14 protein-coding genes, 1 tRNA gene and 1 other RNA gene are annotated in these 17,596 nt (G+C 40.5%); 7 read left to right on the forward strand and 9 right to left on the reverse strand.

The window, feature by feature from the left end:
* Positions 1-15: 15 nt before the first annotated feature.
* From ACUN2T_RS12600 to ACUN2T_RS12630, 7 genes are all read left to right on the forward strand, one after another.
* Positions 16-1,293, forward strand: coding sequence for a tail fiber protein (locus tag ACUN2T_RS12600; RefSeq protein WP_445497751.1), 1,278 nt, complete (start codon positions 16-18; stop codon positions 1,291-1,293).
* Positions 1,294-1,356: 63 nt separating this feature from the next.
* Positions 1,357-3,255: a contractile injection system tape measure protein gene (locus tag ACUN2T_RS12605; RefSeq protein WP_445497752.1), complete on the forward strand. Its 1,899-nt coding sequence runs from the start codon at positions 1,357-1,359 to the stop codon at positions 3,253-3,255.
* Positions 3,256-3,264: 9 nt separating this feature from the next.
* Positions 3,265-5,349 (forward strand): ATP-binding protein, encoded by a 2,085-nt coding sequence (locus ACUN2T_RS12610; protein ID WP_445497753.1) that lies wholly within the window; start codon positions 3,265-3,267, stop codon positions 5,347-5,349.
* Positions 5,350-5,373: 24 nt separating this feature from the next.
* Positions 5,374-6,273 (forward strand): DUF4255 domain-containing protein, encoded by a 900-nt coding sequence (locus ACUN2T_RS12615; protein WP_445497754.1) that lies wholly within the window; start codon positions 5,374-5,376, stop codon positions 6,271-6,273.
* A gap of 158 nt (positions 6,274-6,431) precedes the next feature.
* A complete protein-coding gene (locus ACUN2T_RS12620) occupies positions 6,432-7,451 on the forward strand; it encodes a cytotoxic necrotizing factor Rho-activating domain-containing protein (protein WP_445497755.1) in 1,020 nt (339 codons plus the stop codon).
* A 448-nt stretch (positions 7,452-7,899) separates the two neighbouring features.
* Positions 7,900-8,952 carry a hypothetical protein gene (locus tag ACUN2T_RS12625; RefSeq protein WP_445497756.1) on the forward strand — a complete coding sequence of 351 codons (1,053 nt, stop codon included), beginning with the start codon at positions 7,900-7,902 and terminating at the stop codon, positions 8,950-8,952.
* An 89-nt stretch (positions 8,953-9,041) separates the two neighbouring features.
* On the forward strand, positions 9,042-9,599 hold the full coding sequence (locus tag ACUN2T_RS12630) for a hypothetical protein (protein ID WP_445497757.1): 558 nt from the start codon (positions 9,042-9,044) through the stop codon (positions 9,597-9,599).
* Positions 9,600-9,812: 213 nt separating this feature from the next.
* Here ACUN2T_RS12630 and ACUN2T_RS12635 read toward each other — a convergent pair whose 3' ends face one another.
* The 9 genes from ACUN2T_RS12635 to purU form a co-directional block, all read right to left on the reverse strand.
* On the reverse strand, positions 9,813-11,198 hold the full coding sequence (locus ACUN2T_RS12635) for a GntP family permease (RefSeq protein WP_445497758.1): 1,386 nt from the start codon (positions 11,196-11,198) through the stop codon (positions 9,813-9,815).
* Positions 11,199-11,200: 2 nt separating this feature from the next.
* Positions 11,201-12,166 carry a D-erythronate dehydrogenase gene (gene denD / locus ACUN2T_RS12640; RefSeq protein ID WP_445497759.1) on the reverse strand — a complete coding sequence of 322 codons (966 nt, stop codon included), beginning with the start codon at positions 12,164-12,166 and terminating at the stop codon, positions 11,201-11,203.
* A gap of 58 nt (positions 12,167-12,224) precedes the next feature.
* Entirely contained in the window at positions 12,225-12,992 is a 768-nt protein-coding gene (locus ACUN2T_RS12645; RefSeq protein WP_445497760.1) for a DeoR/GlpR family DNA-binding transcription regulator, read from the reverse strand.
* Positions 12,993-13,003: 11 nt separating this feature from the next.
* Positions 13,004-13,783, reverse strand: a complete 780-nt coding sequence (gene otnI, locus ACUN2T_RS12650; RefSeq protein ID WP_445497761.1) for a 2-oxo-tetronate isomerase — start codon at positions 13,781-13,783, stop codon at positions 13,004-13,006.
* A gap of 22 nt (positions 13,784-13,805) precedes the next feature.
* Positions 13,806-14,444 (reverse strand): 3-oxo-tetronate 4-phosphate decarboxylase, encoded by a 639-nt coding sequence (gene otnC, locus ACUN2T_RS12655; protein ID WP_445497762.1) that lies wholly within the window; start codon positions 14,442-14,444, stop codon positions 13,806-13,808.
* Positions 14,437-15,741 (reverse strand): 3-oxo-tetronate kinase, encoded by a 1,305-nt coding sequence (otnK, locus tag ACUN2T_RS12660; RefSeq protein WP_445497763.1) that lies wholly within the window; start codon positions 15,739-15,741, stop codon positions 14,437-14,439. The genes otnC and otnK overlap by 8 nt, the downstream gene beginning before the upstream one ends.
* Before the next feature lie 575 nt (positions 15,742-16,316).
* Positions 16,317-16,453, reverse strand: a non-coding RNA gene (locus ACUN2T_RS12665) — RtT sRNA.
* A 47-nt stretch (positions 16,454-16,500) separates the two neighbouring features.
* A tRNA-Tyr gene (locus tag ACUN2T_RS12670) sits at positions 16,501-16,585 on the reverse strand.
* A 153-nt stretch (positions 16,586-16,738) separates the two neighbouring features.
* The gene (gene purU / locus ACUN2T_RS12675) at positions 16,739-17,587 is read right to left on the reverse strand and encodes a formyltetrahydrofolate deformylase (protein ID WP_445497764.1); all 849 of its coding nucleotides are present in this window, start codon (positions 17,585-17,587) and stop codon (positions 16,739-16,741) included.
* Between the last annotated feature and the right edge of the window lie 9 nt (positions 17,588-17,596).

Raw genomic sequence — 17,596 nt, forward strand, 5'->3', positions numbered from 1 at the left:
TGCAAGGTGATGAAAATGGAAAAGAAGAACAATCTAACCAATCCAGAGCTTAATCCAGAAAATACCAATAACAAAACAGAAGGTCCTTTAGCAGATGATTTAAAAAAACGCTTTAAAGCAGGCAGTATTCCATTGCAAACTGATTATGAACATTTAATTGATATTGCTGATATTGGTCGTAAAGCAACCGGGAAAGCACCGCAACAGAATGGACCAGGAAAAGGGTTGAAACTGGATGATAATGGTACGCTTAATTTAAAAATAGGCACTATCGCCAATAAAGGCTTTTCTCCATTAATGTTAGAAGATGATATTTTATCTGTAGACCTTGGTAGTGGTCTGATTAATGAGACCAATGGGATATGTGTTGGTCAAGGCAATGGTATTGTTGTGAATACAGATAATGTGGTTGTTAAGGCTGCCAAGGGTATTAATGTTGATGGCAATGGTGTTTCAGTCAAAGCAGGTAATGGTATTTCGGTTGGTGAAAAAGGCGTGGAAGTTAAGGCCAAAGATAATGGCAGTATTTCCGTTAACTCAGATGGCATAGCTGTTAAGTGTTGGGATGGCGGAGGTATTGTGGTAACTGATAATACGGGTCTTTATTTAAAATTGGAGGGAGGAGATAGAAGTAATGCTTGGAGCGGTGTCAGTGGTTTGAGTCTGAGTAAAAATGGTGTAAAAGTTAAAGCGGGTAATGGTATTAAGGTTGATGGTAATGGTGTCAATATTGATCCTGACAAAGTACTCCCTAGAGGAATGATTGTGATGTTTTCTGGTAGTAGTGTTCCTACAGGATGGGCGTTGTGTGATGGAGGAACTTATAATGGAGTTACAGTTCCAGATTTAAGAAGCCGTTTTGTAATGTGTGGTGAAACTATTTCTGAGACAGGGAAAAGCAGTAATAAAGTCAGTGATAATGGCAATGGAAAAAACTTTTACAGAAATACAATATCAACTACAGTTTCGGTAAATGTTACTGTGCAAAACACGGCATTAACAGAATTACAAATACCAAAACATAAGCATATCGGGGGCCTTCCCTATATTGAAATTCTGGGATTTGCATATAATTATACGGATATTGGATCAACAAAATACCAAATAAATAATACCGGCTCCTCTTCCTTATGGAACCCAAACCCACATGGAAGTGATCATCATCCATATACTTCAGAAGTGGGTGATGGACAAGGACATGATCATAAGGCAACAGCATCGTCCTCTCCACATACTCATGGTGTTGATGTAGTTCCACCTTATTATATTCTTGCTTTTATTATGAAACTTTAGTTCCATTCAATACAGACGAATTTGAATCATCTATTATTCTATAATTACAAAGGACATATTAATATGACTTCAGAGTCAAATCTGTTGAATCGGATTATCATTACTATTGAGGCTAATAATCAACAGGAAGCTAAAAAAATATTTCATGGCTCCCTACTGAATCAAGTTAACATATATAATTTATTCGATTTATACTTTAATGAATATACTATTAATCGGAATATATATTTAGAAACATTATCCCTAAATCTTGGTGAAATCGGTTTTCATGATTTCAATTCGGTATTTCCGGTTCGGCTTAATGCTGCTCTAAATAGAGTTTTGAGCAAATATCAGGAAAATAATAATAAGGATAAAACCCTCACTAAAGAGTTAACTTTGCAAAAGAATATCGAAAAACCTTCTTTGCTGCATGATAATTATTTGGTTAGCATTGAGGATTTTATTCATTATTTATATCGCAAAGATTTTCAATTAAATATAATGGGAGTTATAGAGAGTAATAATACAGATGCCAAGAAATTAATTAATCAATTAATGAAAGTAGAGAGTAATTTCGTACTATTTTTAGCAAAAAGCTGTTTATCTGAGCACGGCTTGCAGCGGCTTTTATCTATCAATCAACCTGCTTTATTAACCGCTATTAATCGTAAGTTATCAGAGGATATAGATATATTCCAATATCAAGGAGAGAAGGTTTACTCTTGGCAACTAGTATTGAATGCATTGGGATATATACAGAGGCATGATACGCAGGAAATACCTAAACCAGATGTAAAAGTGATATCATATATTACGGCTGAACTTGAGAGCAGCATGCTTGATGTTGTGTCCATTATTACATTATTTCGCCAGAATATAGCAACTAAGAATTCATTATTAAATGAATGGTTGAAACCATTTTGGCAAATAGAATTGATCTCACAACTGTGTAAAAAACACCTCTCTGTTCGGGAATATGAAAATTTAGTTAATCGCTTTGGTTGTGAAAACCAGAGTGTTAGAGAACCAGTTCTACAGAAAATAACCTCAGTTGATCCGCTATTAACTGCATTATTACAGGCACTAGAGACAGAACCTCAGAAAAATTTACCGCCATTAAATCAGCATCAATGTTCATTAATAGCTACAGCGATTAAAAAAGGACAGGTCAAAGCTCAAAATATTCTCCAACTATTTCAACATCCAGCGTTATATAACAGAATAGGTACGGCTTGGTTAACATCATTATGGCAATTAGATCCTGTTTCACAGATATGTCAAAAATATCTTTCTATTGAAGAATACCAAGATCTTTCGCAACGCTTTATTTTAAATAATGCAGATAAAAAGTTAATTACCGAAGATCGACAAGCATTATCGACATTGGATAACCTGAGCATTACAGGTAATCGCTGTAACCAACCACGAATTATCAATAAATCACACGTTGACCGGGTTTTATTAACTGAACAAACTTTTCCGTGCCAGGTCAGTAATGCTGGAATATTGGTTCTATGGCCGATGTTACCTGCGTTATTTAATCGGCTTGGTTTGCTCGAAGCGCAGAAATTTATCCATCGTCAAGCTCAATTCAATGCTGTGGGTCTCCTTGATTACCTGAGTTGGGGGAACGAAGAAGCACAAACAGAACGAAAGATCCTGAATAACGTTCTGTGTGGATTAATGGCCGAAGAAGTTATTGAATTAGCGCCTGTTGAACCAGAAAAAAAGTTAATAATAGAACAATGGCTGGATGCTATTATCAGTCAACTTCCCACGTGGAAAAAATTAAGCCGTAATGATGCTCGTCAGTTGTTTTTACAACGACCGGGTGAATTGTTGATAGATGATCAGGAAATAAAAATTAAAGTACAGCATCAACCGTTTGATTTACTATTAACCAACTGGCCGTGGCCATTAAATATTGCAAAATTCCCCTGGTTAAATCGCTCTTTACAGATTGACTGGCAAAAAATTTAAAAGGTTTATATGAACTCTTTACTTAAAAATAGCCACTATAGGGTGGCTGAGTTATGCTGGATTTATCCCCATCTGGAGCGTATTGATCTGCGGTTGCAGCATTACTATTATCAAAACAGAGACAAATACGATTCCTTACCCGAGAGTTTTTTACTTACCGAAGATGAAATAAAACAACGTCTGGTAACACCATTAAGTATGCCCCATTGGATAATTAAAGAGGATGATATTGTTAACCTACCTGAAATCGAAGAAAACCCATCCTTTGATATATTATCCTTATTGATTGAACGCTTTGAACTCACTGAATTTGAGCGTGATGCCTTATTATTAGGTCTATTACCCCATTTCGACAACCGTTATCATGCATTATTTGCAGCTTTGCATGGTAACAGTAAAAAACAGTGGCCCAGTTTTGCTTTAGCAATTGAATTATTTAGTGAACGTCAAAGTGATCGGAAATTACTGCAAAACAGCTTTTTACCGCAAACACCGTTAATTCGTAATCACTTATTACGGCTCAATAACGATGAGGAACCTATTTGGTTACAAACGCAGTTTTTAACTCATAGCGCTATTTGGCATTTCCTATTAGGGCAACGGATTGTTTTACCGCCGCTAATAGCTTGTGCTTACTGGAATACTCCTGCCTCACAGATTGGTTATCCACAAGCCCTCTATCATTCACTTGAAACGATATTATTGAATGAAACGAATGAAGTACGTCCGCTGGTGATATTAAGAGGAAAAGAGGGGAGTGCCAGAGAATTCGCCGTGAGTAACATTATGGCGTTTCATGGTATCAGTACTTTAACCTTTGATTTAGCCTGCCTGCCAGACGAAGACAACCTAACTGCAATATCTAATTTACTAACAGATGCAATACGGGAAGTCCGGTTACACGATGCTTGTTTATTAATTCGCAACTTTTCTTTATTTGCAGAGGAAAAGAAAATATTGAATAGCAAGTTATCTGATTTACTGAATCAGCCAAAATTACGCGTAGTATATTTGATGGAGCCGCGAGACTCATTAGTGTGGATGAAACATTTGCCTATGGTGCAAATCGATATGCCCATAACAACACTGATAGAGAAAAAAACCATGCTAGAAAACAGCTTATTAAGTCATTCCTCAGGTAAAATTAATATTACGCAATTATGTCAGCGTTTTTCATTTACAGCAGAAACATTGCCACTAATCCTTGAAGAAGCTTATCAATACCAAATACTCCGACAACCGGAAGGCCAATTGGAAGAGATCGATCTGCGTCAGGCATTAAGTTTCCGTGCTCAACAGAATTTAGGTAAATTAGCGCAGCGGATAACCCCAAAACGTAGTTTTAATGATTTAGTGGTTTCTGATGAATTAATTCAACAATTGAAAGAAATTATTTCTGCTATTAATTATCGTGATCAAGTATTAGCTGCCGGTTTTCAGGAAAAAATAAGTTATGGTACAGGTATTAGTGCTTTATTTTATGGTGAATCAGGGACGGGTAAAACGATGGCCGCAGAGATTATTGCCGGGCATTTGGGGGTTGATCTGATTAAGGTCGATCTTTCTACGGTGGTGAATAAATATATCGGTGAAACTGAAAAAAATATTTCCCGCATTTTCGATCTGGCCGAAGCTGATTCCGGGGTACTGTTTTTCGATGAAGCTGATGCATTGTTTGGCAAACGTAGTGAAACTAAAGATGCCCAGGACAGACATGCTAATATTGAGGTTTCTTATCTGTTACAACGGCTGGAGGATTATCCGGGATTGGTTATTTTAGCCACCAATAATCGTAGTCATTTGGATAGCGCATTTAATCGCCGTTTTAGCTTTATTACCCATTTTACTTATCCCGATGAAGAGCTACGTAAAAGAATGTGGCAGGTAATTTGGCCTGAACAATTGAGATTATCGGATGAGATTAATTTTGAACGTTTGGCTAAACGTGCCGATATAACTGGCGCTAATATTAGGAATATTGCTTTATTATCATCAATATTGGCAGTAAATGATAATAATGAAAAAATTGAAAGTAAATATATAGATCGAGCAGTTATACTTGAATTGAATAAAGTTGGGCGATTGGTTTTTTAAATATTTTTTAATTTTGGAGTCGATATGGAAAATATCATTGATCCTGATAATGCTATTGTGGAAGTTAATACTGCATTAAAAGATATTCTATTTCAGTATTTAACTAATGTTGATATTCGTTTTGATCTGCCCGAAATGGGTTTAATTCCATCAAAGCCGACAATAAGTGTATTTCTTTATGATATACATGAAGATTTACAGTTACGTTCTGCTGAACCAAGGCGTTATAGCCCTGCTAATAATTCATTATTACCGGGATGGGTAAATATTAATTATAATTATTTAATTACCTACTGGCATTCGAGTAAACCATCAAGTGATGGTTGTAGTCCAGATAGTCAGCCTGATAATCAGGCTGCAAAAATCATGACTTGTGTTTTAAACGCATTGATTAATAACCGTCAATTGTCTAAAGTTCCCGGCGCATATACCAGAGTGATCCCACCGCAGGAAAATTTAAATAGCTTGGGTAACTTTTGGCAGGCTCTTGGTAACCGTCCACGTCTGTCTTTATTGTATTCAGTTACAGCACCTGTAAAACTTCAAGATATTATAAATACGGTAGAACCGGTTAGGGAAATTTCTCATTCTGTGGTTCAAAAACCAAATTTGATTAGCGCACAAATAAACCAGGCTCTATCGGAAAAATTATGTGTTGATTTAGGTGGCACAGAAGATGTACGTTTTGCTCTTGCTAAAGTGAATCTGAAAACTGAATTTACTGTAGAGGATAATGAAAGTCAGGAAAATGAAAACGTTATTCTTAAAGTTTCTGGCGTTACTTGTTCGGATTATTCATCTAGAATAAAAAATATTATTTTAACATGGAAAAATAGTCAGGATGCCGTAGTTAATATAAATGGTATAGGTATCTTTATTGCTAAAGGAAATTTTGATGAATTAATTGAACTTAAGAGGGTGTGATATTAATAATTTAATAATAAATATGGAGAGTGTTCGTTATTTTTCCAACATTCAGGTGCATTGTTTAAATATTTATATTAGCTACATTAGATTATCTGGATGATAATATCAGGTAAATTTTAAATATAATAAACTCAACTATTATAGAGGGCTCATCAATGTTCAAGAATGCTAATCCTCAAACAATGTTTGGGCGACGTTCTAAAAATCCAGCCCGAATATCGCCATTATCAGACTTTTCTGATCCTCTCAATGAGCCTCTGAATCTCCAGCAAATGAAGAAAGGCCATGAAGCCACGCCAGTTAAAGGAGTGAAACAATCTCTCACGGATAAGAAGCTTAACAAAGGGCATGTTTCCCCGCTGAAGAATAAGGGGTTATTGGTAGGTAGAGGGAACGCGCCAATCAATATTCCTGTAATGGCACATCGTCATGACAATAATCAGAAGCTTGCACAGGCGATGCCTTTGGGAAATAGCGACTCCCATCAGGAGAACCCTTTTCATGATGTTGTTATGGGATTCCGTGGTGACCAGGTTACATCATCAGAGTCTGGCTCGGGAGCGATAGGAGTACATTGGGGGAAAAATACGCTGGACCCCAAGATTACCGGTATTAATGTGGTGAATGGTGCATCGGGAACCGTGGGGATAAGAATTGCTTTGAAGGATATTCAGCCTGGGTATCCGGTTATTGTCACGTCTGGCGCATTGAGCGGTTGTACTATGGTGTATGCCGTAAAGGATGGTTATTTTTTTGCCTATCATACGGGGCAGAGACCGGGTGATAATGAATGGAAAACAGGCCGGCAGGGAGTTGTCACTACCGACCAGAGTCATAAAGCTCTTTCGCCGGACAGTGAACCGATGACGGTTGGCGAACAGAATAACGATTTGGTAAATATTTTTGCAAATTATGATCAGAGTGTTATTACTTATATGGGAAAACCGGGAGTTGTCATTGATAATGCGGCAGAAAATGTCGGCGTTTTTAATTATGACGAAATTAAGCCTAAAGAACAATATCTTGGCAGGGTTGGCTACAGCTATGCGCTGCTGGCCAGGGATGATAAAGGAAAGATGAATGTCAAGGTATTATCGGAGGATGCTATCGTTTCATCAGGTAAGAAAGGTAATCCTATTAAGGTTATCAATTCACTTAAAAAACGGTTGTTATAGTCTGTCTGAAGTTGTGTCATCTGGATATTTCATCGTTGAGTGTTAATGTGCGAAGACAGTATTCACAAAAGAGAAAGAAAGTGTAGTATAAGGCTGAAAAAATAGAAATAGATAACCATCTGGAGATAAATTATCTCACCAATTTATCTAATCTTAAGGATATATTAGATATAAAGACCATAAATCAAATCCCATAAATCTGATAGGTGATGTTATAAATCTATATAATGATTTCCCAAGGAAATGAATTATTTTTGAATGATAATTTTAAAGATAAAGTAATTAATGAGGAACTGGGGGAGTATTTAAAGAAATTGATGAAAGTGTTTCTGAACTAAATTAAAATATATAGAATTATGATGAGGGGTGAAATTATTATATTAGAGACACACTCTAAGTGTATGTTGTTTACCCAAGATATATTTCTTACTAATAGGTAGGTGATAATATGAGACGTAAATATAAAGGAAAATCAAAGCAAAGAATATCCCCATTACAGTCAAAGGATACGACTAATCGTGAAAGCGATTCATTAGCATTAGAACTAAATGCAGCTCCAAAAAACAAGGGAGTTGGTTATATCATGGAAGGAATTAATCCGAATGGGAATACTTCCGTAAATCATAATGAATTACCTGCTGACACCCAGCTATCTCAGATAGCGATGTTGGGTAGCCATGATGCAGGTACCTATGATTACAGTAGAAAAAGAAATGGAACGGCTAGTAGTTTAGGGTCGGCATTGCCTTTTGCATTTAAAACCCAAAATAGGAGTTTGAAAGAGCAAGCAGAAGTGGGGGCGAGATATTTCGATATTCGCGTAGCGCAGAACAAAAATGGTTCATTTAGCTTTTTCCATGGCCCTAGTATTGCGGCCGGAGATGCCATTGGCGATGTTAAGAAATTGTTGGGTCATGCAGCAGAAGATATCAATAATTTTTATCTCATCAAATTTGTATTTAAAGGAGAGGGCAAGAAAAAGGGCACTGCTTCTGGAACTCCAGCTTCAGATGTATTTTTGAAACATGTGCTCAAAGATCACCATGATAATCTTATTACCCGTAATGATGCACCGAGTTTAGGCAAAGCAACGGTTGATTTATTGAGCAAAGGAAAAAACATCGGGATTATGGTGCATGGTTATGACGGAACTGGGCCATATTGGGTCTACAAAGAACAGGTTCACACAAAGTGGGCTAATCAAGCGAATGCAAAGGCTACAGCCGAGTTCCTGAGTGAGTTTCATGCAAATCCTGCGCTTGAAGATCAACTTAATGTTATTCAGACGAACATCCCAGTGGCTTCTATTGGACGTGGACAATTGACTTTAGGGGTAAAAAGTTATCTATCTAGAAATAATACCGTTTTGGCTGATGCTGTTGAGAATATCCCCCATGCTGGAATAATCAGTGCTGATTATATAGGTAGCACTTATAGTGCAACCTCAAGATTTATTGAGACGATTGAATCACATAATCGACGCCTGATGGGGACAAAATAATAAGGTAAGTAAATTGGGTATGAAAAGCAGCTTAATACACTTTCTTCCCCGACCATAAACAGACTCAGACATTACAGAGGGCATTATCAATGCTAAAATATGCTGACTCCCAGAAAACGTCCAAACAACGATCTAAAAATACTTCCAGAATATCACCATCATCAGACTCTTCTGATGGTTACCTTTCATTTCCAAAGGCGGAACTTCAAGACTTTTTCCTGGTACAACCACATTCCGGCGAACTAAAAAGTTATTGTGGCTACTATGCCCTTTGCCACTACATGGGAAAAACGCTTGATCTAGATGATTTTCGCGACACTGTATATAAACAGTACGTAGATATTGGATTGCAGGAAAATGAAATACGTAAGTTGATCGCTGAAATTGGAACCGGCATGGAGGGGATTGCTACCGGAAAATACAATTTTATTGAATCTAAAGATCCCACGCCAGGAATTGAGAGAGGTAAGTTTATGGCAGCCACAAACAGATATGGTGGTCATTGGTTAACATACATGCGTGACAACTTGGGAAAGTGGTTGGAATACGATAGCTGGAAAGACTGCCCTACTATTATTGGTAATGAACAAAAGCTTAGGCGTCAGCTACAGACAGACCAAATGACTAATATTTACTATGCTGATTAGGGTGGCTTTTTAGGAGATGTATTCTGTAATGGTTGTATAAAGAAATATAACAGGTGTGTCTATTTTTTCTGAACTATATGGTGTGTTATTTATGCCTGAGGGTGATGTGACCGGGAGATAAAACTCAGCAGAAAAGTCATTGGATTATTAATGCATTGATTCAGCCTCCCATGTAAGAGAGGCTGAATTAATATCGCTTTATTGAGTTGATATTTATAACACCAGATTAAGGATAATGATGCCACACAAGCCAACTCCCCAAGCGATAGTGGTTGGTATTGACCAGACGATCATTTGTTGTTTGACATCTTTAATTCCTATCATTCGGTTAACCACCCAGAATAGGCTATCATTAAAGTAACTGAAGAATAGGGATCCCATGGCTGCGGCTTGTGCGGCAACCAGCATATTGATCCCCGGAATCTGACTAATAATGGGTGCGGAAATGGAAGCTGCGGTAATCATTGCCACGGTACCAGAGCCTTGGATCAGTCGAACCAGCGTTGCGATAATAAATGGGATCAACACAGGTGTCAGAGGTAAATTCGCTATGTGTTGTGCCAAAATAGTGCCGGTTCTACTTTCGCGCAATACCGCCCCTAATGCACCGCCAGCGCCTGTCACCAGCAAAATAATACCAGCAGCCTGTAAACCTTCTTCCAGACGGTCCATTACTTCATGTTTACTGGCTTTTGGCATCAGGGTATAAACTGCCAACAATACACTTATCGCCAGAGCGATAACTGGCGCACCGAGGAAATCAAATGCTTGAAAATATAAGTTGTTTTCTTGCCCAAAAAAAGTTTTGGTGCTTAATAACAGTCCATTAATGGCTTTAATGAAGATCAATGCAATAGGAACGATAATCGGTAACAGCGAGAGAAATAGACCCGGCAGGGGTTTATTTACTTTTTCTTCCATATAGTGCTGATGGATTGCTTTCAGGTCCTGAGTTTCTACTGTTTCATCAACGGGCTGAAATTCCGGATATTTTATGGCTAACCATTTGGCATAAAATACGATGCTGATAACACAAGGAACGGCCAAAACTATACCGGCCAGCATCATGGCACCGATATCTACGCCAAAGATAGCTGCAACACCCAGTGGTCCCGGTGTTGGCGGGACGGCAATGTGGGTAACAACCAATCCACCGGCCAATGCGACGCCAAGCGTCAGCAGATTGCGTTTGCCTTTTTTCGCCAGGGCCTTAGCCAGTGGATAGAGGATAACGAAAGCGGAGTCGACAAAAATCGGAATGCTGACGATATAACCGGTAATCGCCAATGCCCACTCTTCGCGTTTTTTACCTAACCATTTGATAAAGCTGTAGGCTATTTGTTCAGCCGCGCCGGAAACTTCCAGCACCCGTCCCATCATGACCCCCAAACCAATAATGATACCAATACTGCCCAGTGTAGAGCCGAAACCTTTAGTCATGATATCGATGGTATTCGCGGCGGTTAAACCACCCGAGATCCCGGCAATCACCGATGCAATCAGCATTGCCAGTAAAGCATGAACACGGGTACGTAGTACCAGAAAGATCAGGGTAAATACGGCTGCACCCAGACCAATGACTGGAATGTAGAGCTCCATAATTAGCCTCCATTCAGGGACAGGTTATTGGCGATAAAAGCATGGATTGCATCACTGAAAGCGTGATCAACCTGGAAACCGAGCGACAGCCCACGGTTGATATCAAAATGACCCGGCCAACTGGCGACAATGCGGTTAATGTTTTCATTCGGTTCGAAGTGGATCAGATCCACGGCTTTTTGCCCGGCAATGTCTGCCAGTGCGTCAATTATGCCCTGAACAGTGACACTGATACCGGGTACGTTAACTGTGCGGGAAAGGCCAAATTTCTCTGCTGGGATTTGAGCGGCATGAATAAAGTTGTGGATCACCGTTTCAGGGCTGGAAAGCCATAAGGTGAGATCGCGGGAAACCGGGCAGATGCTGCTTTCTCCATGCAAAGGTTCACGGATAATGCCACTGGCAAAAGAGGATGCGGCTTTGTTTGGTTTTCCGGGGCGAACACTGATTGTTGGCAGGCGGAGTACCCGGCCATCTACATACCCTTTACGGGAATAGTCGTTAATCAACAATTCACACATGGCTTTCTGTGTGCCATAGGATGATTGAGGATTAACTGCACATTGTTCGGTGATAGTCGCCGGTAATTCTCCACCAAATACTGCAAGGGAACTGGTGAAAATAAACTTCAATTTTGGATTTTTGGCCCGTGCGATTTCCAATAAGTTTCGGGTAACATCGAAGTTAACTTGCAAACCCAGATCGAAATCGTTTTCAGCCTGGCTACTGACAATGGCGGCTAAATGGAATAATACGGTGCTGTTTTCATCAATCAACTTTTCTGCCGCATCTGCCTGAGTTAAATCCAGTGCCAGGCACTGGACGCGAGGATCATTGATAGGTGAAACAGGGCGTTGAATATCGATCAGTATTAGCTGATCAAAATTTAATTCCTGGTTGTTTTCTAGTAAAGCACTGGTGAGTTGCTGGCCCAGAAAACCTGCTCCACCAGTGATTATCACTTTCATGTGACTCTCCTGTTCAATAGCCTTGGGCTATTTGCTTGTAGGGTAGGAATTTTTATTTTTATACGTTGACGGTATGCAATATCAGGTTGTGCTCCCGTAATTGCTGTTGCACCTTTAGCGGAAGTTGGCTATCACAGATAATGTCATCTAAACTCGAAAGCGGGCAGATACGAAACATACCGTATTTGCCATATTTACTGCTGTCAGAAACCAAAACTCGGCGGCGGGTGATTTCCAGTACTGCCTGTTTAATTAATACTTTTTCTTCATGTGGCGTGGAGACGCCATGCCCCAGATCCCATGAACTGGTGCTAATAAAGGCAATATCCACATTCAGGCTGCGAAGTAGCATGGCTGCGGTGCGGCCAACACAAGAGTGATTCCTTTTATCGACTTGCCCCCCGGTATGAAACAGGTTCAATTGGGGTTTACTCATCAGGGATTGGGTAATGGAAAAATCATTAGTGATGATAGTGAGGTTAAAACGTTCAGCTAGCACTTTGGCAATCTCAAACGTGGTGGTACCGGCATCAAGGTAAACCACTTGTCCGTCTTCAACCATAGATGCCGCGTATTGACCAATTTCTCGTTTATGCCGGTGATGAAGCCGGGCTTTTTCATTCCAAGGCAGTTCCTGACGTAAGACATCGCTAAGTTGTACACCGCCACTGACACTGATCACTTTTCCTTCTTCCTCCAGAGTGCGGATATCCCGCCGTACGGTCATATGCGAGACGTTCATCAATTCAACCAGTGCATTGATAGAAATTGTCCGATATTCATGTACATAGCGATAAATAAAGTCTCTGCGCTCTGATGGGAGCATATTTTCTCCTGTTATTTTTGTGCCTTGATCAACCAACCCAGGCCATCTTCAGTGTGGCCTGCCGGGTGATATTCACAACCTAACCAGCCTTGATAGCCCATTTCATCCAGTTTATTAAACAACCACGGGTAGTTTATCTCGCCACTATCGGGCTCATGGCGCTCCGGTACAGAGGCAATTTGGATGTGGCTGAATTTTCCCCATAGGCGCTCAATGGTACGCAGTAAATCGCCTTCCATAATCTGGCAGTGATAAAGATCTAACTGAATAAAAACATTTTGGCGGTCAATTTCTTTTAGTAACATTTCAGCCTGATGCTGAGTTGTCAGAAAATAGCCCGGCATATCACGAATATTAATGGGTTCAATCAATACGTTAATGTTATGTTCTGCTATTACATCAGCGGAATGTTGAATATTTCTGATATAACACTCATGTTGTTGTTCCGATGTAAATTGTTTATTCAGCTTTCCTGCCATAGCATGAATTTGCTTGCAATCCAGTGCTAACGCGTATTTCAGGGCAGTTTGCACATCTTCCGCAAATTCTTTTTCACGTCCGGGAATAGAGGCTGTTCCTCTTTCGCCTGCCGCCCAGTTTCCGGCGGGCATGTTGAATAAAACTTGTGTTAATTGATGCTGTTTTAACAGAGCAGCAAGATCTTCTGTCGTTGCTTCGTAAGGAAACAGATATTCAACACCTTTAAATCCGGCTTTGGCTGCGCGGGCAAAACGTTCTGTAAAAGGCACGTCTTTGAACATCATGCTCAAGTTTGCCGCAAATTTAACCATGATGAATTCCTTGTTGGTTTACTCAGTCTTTTGGGTAACGCGTTTCAAGTTCCTGTACTTGTTCTTCATTTAGCGTCGTGAAACCGTGTGGTAATAATGTCAAATAGAGTCGTGCGGTATCTTCCAATTCTTCTGCGTTGAAAAAAGCTTGCCGTAAAGTCTCTCCGCCGACAACGGGTCCGTGGTTCGATAGCAGAATTGCGCTATGTTTTGCGGCCAGCTTCGCAATTTCTTCACCGATTTTTTTATCTCCTGGTGGTAGATATTTCACCAGCGGCAGTTTACCAACTCGCATGACATAGTAAGGTGTTATCGGCGGCAGACAGTTACTGCTGTTCAGATTTGGCAAGCAGGAAAGGGCAGTTAACCAAGGGGAGTGCAGGTGTACCACCGCCTGACATTTGGGACGGTTGCGGTACATTGCCAGGTGCATAGAAACTTCTTTTGTCGGTTGGTCACCGGATAGCCAGTGACCTTCTGCATCCAGCTTGCTCAGGCGATCAATTTGCAAGTCGCCAAAACTGGAGTTGGTCGGCGTAATGATGATCGTGCCATCTGCCAACTTAACGCTGATATTACCTGCACTGCCACTGCTATACCCCCGGTAAAATATTGAACGAGCCCATTCTATTAGTTCTGTCCGTAGCGCTTGTTCACACATGAAACATCTCCTGTGCACGCAGGAAGAAATCAGTATCGCCGAAGTTACCTGATTTTAATGCCAACCAATAATTGTGTTGTAAATCGTGTACCCAGGGTACGCCAGGGGCAATAGTCGCACCGATACTGAATTGTCGGATGTTCAGACTTTGTACTATTTTACCGGCAGTTTCGCCGCCTGCGACAATAAATGTATTGAACCCTCGTTGGTGTAGGCTTTTTACAACGCTGGAGAATATGTTTTCTATTGCTCCACTGGCAATGGTTGCACCATGTTGTTGTTGGATTTTTTGCAATGTTTCCGGGGGTTGAGTCGTGTATAACATTGGTGCCAGACTGTTTTCAGGTTGTTGAATAATCCACGTTACCAGTCGTTCGGCATACCGAGGATCATTGATGCATGAACCAATATCCAAGGCTTTGGCCGGAGCGAGTTTTTGATATTGAGCAACTTGTTGGTTAGTCATAGCGGAGCAACTGCCGGAAAAGATTACGGTGCGCCTATTCTTCTGGGCTGGTGGTGTTGCGCCTTCCGGTTGACGTGGTATCAATGGTTTTCCGGTATCTATGCTGGCAAGTGCCGCACCAAGACCTGAACCACCGGTGACTAATTTCAGTTCTAAGGTCGCTCTGGCAGTAGGTAGCAGATCATTCATGGTTATGGCATCTGTTATTGCGTAACGTATACCTCGTTGTTGTAAATGATTTAGCCGATCGCGGATTGCCTGTTCTCCTTGATGAATACATGTCAAATCCACCAAATCTGCTTTTCCCTGGGCTTGTTGCTCTATCAGGCGTATCAGATTGGCATCTGTCATGGGGGTTACGGGATGGTGCTGCATACCACTTTCGTTAAGTAGTTGACCGTTGACAAACAGATGTCCATGAATAACTGTCCGACCGTTGATAGGGAGGGCTGGGGAGATTAGCGTGATGTCTGTTTTTAATTCATCCATCAGCGCATCAGTGACCGGCCCGATATTGCCTTTGCGGGTGGAATCAAAAGTTGAGCAGTATTTGAAGAATATTTGCTGACAGCCTGCCTTCTGGCGTAGCCAGCGACAGGATTTCAGCGCGTTATTCACTGCCTCATCTACCGGACAGGAACGGCTTTTCAGGCTAATAACAATCGCATCAATATGTTGAATATTTTGGTCATCAATGTCCTGAGAAATGAGGGTATTTTCGTCAGGCGCATCAAGAAGCTGAACGACTCGCCAGCCACTTTGCACCATAAAACCTGCGATATCGGTTGCGCCGGTAAAGTCATCGGCAATAACGCCCAATTTAATGGTCATTATTTTCTCTCCGGCAAAGTGAGGTTAAATCAAACCCCTATGTAGGAATGCCCGCATTAATGAACAGGCGGTTCCCATAGCCCTAATCCTATAATTCCTATTTTTTATGCTGATGGATTCATGATGGTTCCCTAGTGTTGCTGTTGTAATTTGTTATTTTTTATGATTATTTCACACGCTATTTCACAAATATACGACTGCTATCACATTCGAGCATCCTATGCGTGACGTTGATTTTTCTTGTAATCATTTGATTTATAAAGTTTATGTTAAATTGTTGTGAAATGTTAACTTTCACATAAAGGTGTGATGAAAAATATGACTATAGGATGCTTGCATCGCTTGCTTTGTGGATAGCAGCTATCTGTTCGTGTGTTAGCAGTCCATCATCATGTTCGTAATGAGGTAGGTACTTTTTGCTTAATATTCCTTCAACATAAAAGAAAGTATGTTACCACTCGCCGATGAGGAGAAAAAACTGGTTATGCTGCTAACGAAGGTTCTCAACCTTCCCCTAAATGGGAAAGTATGTATTTATAGTGTTGTTTAAACGTTTAGAAATAGTATATTCGTGATGGTGGTGGGGGAAGGATGACTCGTCACTGCGTTCCTCGCCCTGCGGGCCAATGCGTCGCAAGCGCCGCATTGTTGTTTCGCTGCGCTCAACTCGAACCTTAACGAAGGTTCTCAACCTTCCCCTAAATGGGAAAGTATGTATTTATAGTGTTGTTTAAACGTTTAGAAATAATATATTCGTGATGGTGGTGGGGGAAGGATTCGAACCTTCGAAGTCTGTGACGGCAGATTTACAGTCTGCTCCCTTTGGCCGCTCGGGAACCCCACCAGATTTTGAAAAGTACCACTGTTGCTTACAGCGGGCGGAATCATATCAGATGAACCACCGCTGTAAAGTCTATATTTGAAAATAAGTTATCACATGCTGTTTTTTTGCCCCAAACGAGTCAGTTGTAAGCAGTAAGCAAGGGATCTTCTTCTGCTAAAGAATGACCGTACGGTTTCCATAAACAAAAACCCGTTGGGCAAGTACCCAGTATAAAGCATGGCTCAGTACATTTTTTTCAACATCCCGGCCAGCTCTCATCATGTCTTCAGCCGTGTATGTATGGTCTATATTAATGACATTCTGAGTAATGATTGGACCTTCATCCAGATTATCATTCACGTAGTGGGCTGTCGCTCCTATGATTTTTACTCCTCTTTCATATGCCTGATGATAAGGGCGTGCACCGATAAATGCAGGTAAGAAGGAGTGGTGAATATTAATAATCTGATTTGGGTAATGCTGGACAAATTCCGGTGTCAGTACTCGCATGTATTTGGCGAGTACTACGTAATCAGGTTTGTACTGGTTGATCTGGGCAATCAGTTTTTCATCGTGTTGCTCTCGGGTTAAACCTTCATGGCTGATTAAATGGAAAGGAATACCAAATTGTTCAACTAATGATTGTAATGTTGAGTGGTTACCGATAACCGCAGCGATTTCAACATCAAGCCCATCGTAAGCGCTTTTCATGAGTAAATCCCCAAGGCAATGCGCTTCTTTTGTCACCATAATAACAATACGCCGCCGACCCGCAGTGTTTAATTCCCGCCGAGAACCCACTGGCAGTGCGTCATCTAAGTCAGCAAGAAATGTTTCATCGTTGAAGATTCCTTCAAGCTCAGTACGCATGAAAAAGCGGCCGGTGCGATGATCGACGAATTCATTATTCTGAATGATATTCAGTTGGTGCTTGTAGCAGATATTAGTAATTTTGGCGATTAATCCTTTTGCATCAGGGCAAATAGTGCGCAGAATTTTCTTTTGTATATGTTGGTGTTGCATGAATGGGAT

Source organism: Photorhabdus machadonis, from assembly GCF_052657765.1.

Coding starts and splice junctions, on each gene's coding strand:
- denD (WP_445497759.1), bottom strand. CDS start 12,166: ATGAAAGTGATAATCACTGGTGGAGCAGGTTTTCTGGGCCAGCAACTC.
- ACUN2T_RS12645 (WP_445497760.1), bottom strand. CDS start 12,992: ATGCTCCCATCAGAGCGCAGAGACTTTATTTATCGCTATGTACATGAA.
- ACUN2T_RS12600 (WP_445497751.1), top strand. CDS start 16: ATGGAAAAGAAGAACAATCTAACCAATCCAGAGCTTAATCCAGAAAAT.
- ACUN2T_RS12610 (WP_445497753.1), top strand. CDS start 3,265: ATGAACTCTTTACTTAAAAATAGCCACTATAGGGTGGCTGAGTTATGC.
- ACUN2T_RS12625 (WP_445497756.1), top strand. CDS start 7,900: ATGAGACGTAAATATAAAGGAAAATCAAAGCAAAGAATATCCCCATTA.
- ACUN2T_RS12620 (WP_445497755.1), top strand. CDS start 6,432: ATGTTCAAGAATGCTAATCCTCAAACAATGTTTGGGCGACGTTCTAAA.
- ACUN2T_RS12615 (WP_445497754.1), top strand. CDS start 5,374: ATGGAAAATATCATTGATCCTGATAATGCTATTGTGGAAGTTAATACT.
- otnC (WP_445497762.1), bottom strand. CDS start 14,444: ATGTGTGAACAAGCGCTACGGACAGAACTAATAGAATGGGCTCGTTCA.
- purU (WP_445497764.1), bottom strand. CDS start 17,587: ATGCAACACCAACATATACAAAAGAAAATTCTGCGCACTATTTGCCCT.
- otnI (WP_445497761.1), bottom strand. CDS start 13,783: ATGGTTAAATTTGCGGCAAACTTGAGCATGATGTTCAAAGACGTGCCT.
- otnK (WP_445497763.1), bottom strand. CDS start 15,741: ATGACCATTAAATTGGGCGTTATTGCCGATGACTTTACCGGCGCAACC.
- ACUN2T_RS12635 (WP_445497758.1), bottom strand. CDS start 11,198: ATGGAGCTCTACATTCCAGTCATTGGTCTGGGTGCAGCCGTATTTACC.
- ACUN2T_RS12630 (WP_445497757.1), top strand. CDS start 9,042: ATGCTAAAATATGCTGACTCCCAGAAAACGTCCAAACAACGATCTAAA.
- ACUN2T_RS12605 (WP_445497752.1), top strand. CDS start 1,357: ATGACTTCAGAGTCAAATCTGTTGAATCGGATTATCATTACTATTGAG.